This window comes from Furfurilactobacillus siliginis (assembly GCF_001437435.1).
Taxonomy (GTDB): Bacteria; Bacillota; Bacilli; order Lactobacillales; family Lactobacillaceae; genus Furfurilactobacillus; species Furfurilactobacillus siliginis.
The window spans coordinates 33,043-33,259 of the sequence record NZ_JQCB01000015.1; positions in this window are offsets into that span (position 1 = coordinate 33,043).

Here is a 217-nt window from a genome sequence, read left to right on the forward strand (position 1 = left end):
CGTTAACTTTAGATCCTGTATTAGTCGACGTATTGATTACTCCATTGTTAGTAGCGTCACTTGGCTGGGAAGGATTCCCTGGTTGGTTAGAACTGGGATTTCCTATGTCCGTACCATTACCTGGCTTCCCCGGTTGATTGAGCCCAGTGCCGCCATTGTTATCTGTTGCGGGGTTCTTGGTATAGGTAACCGTGAATGCTAAGTCCTTTGAGTCCCC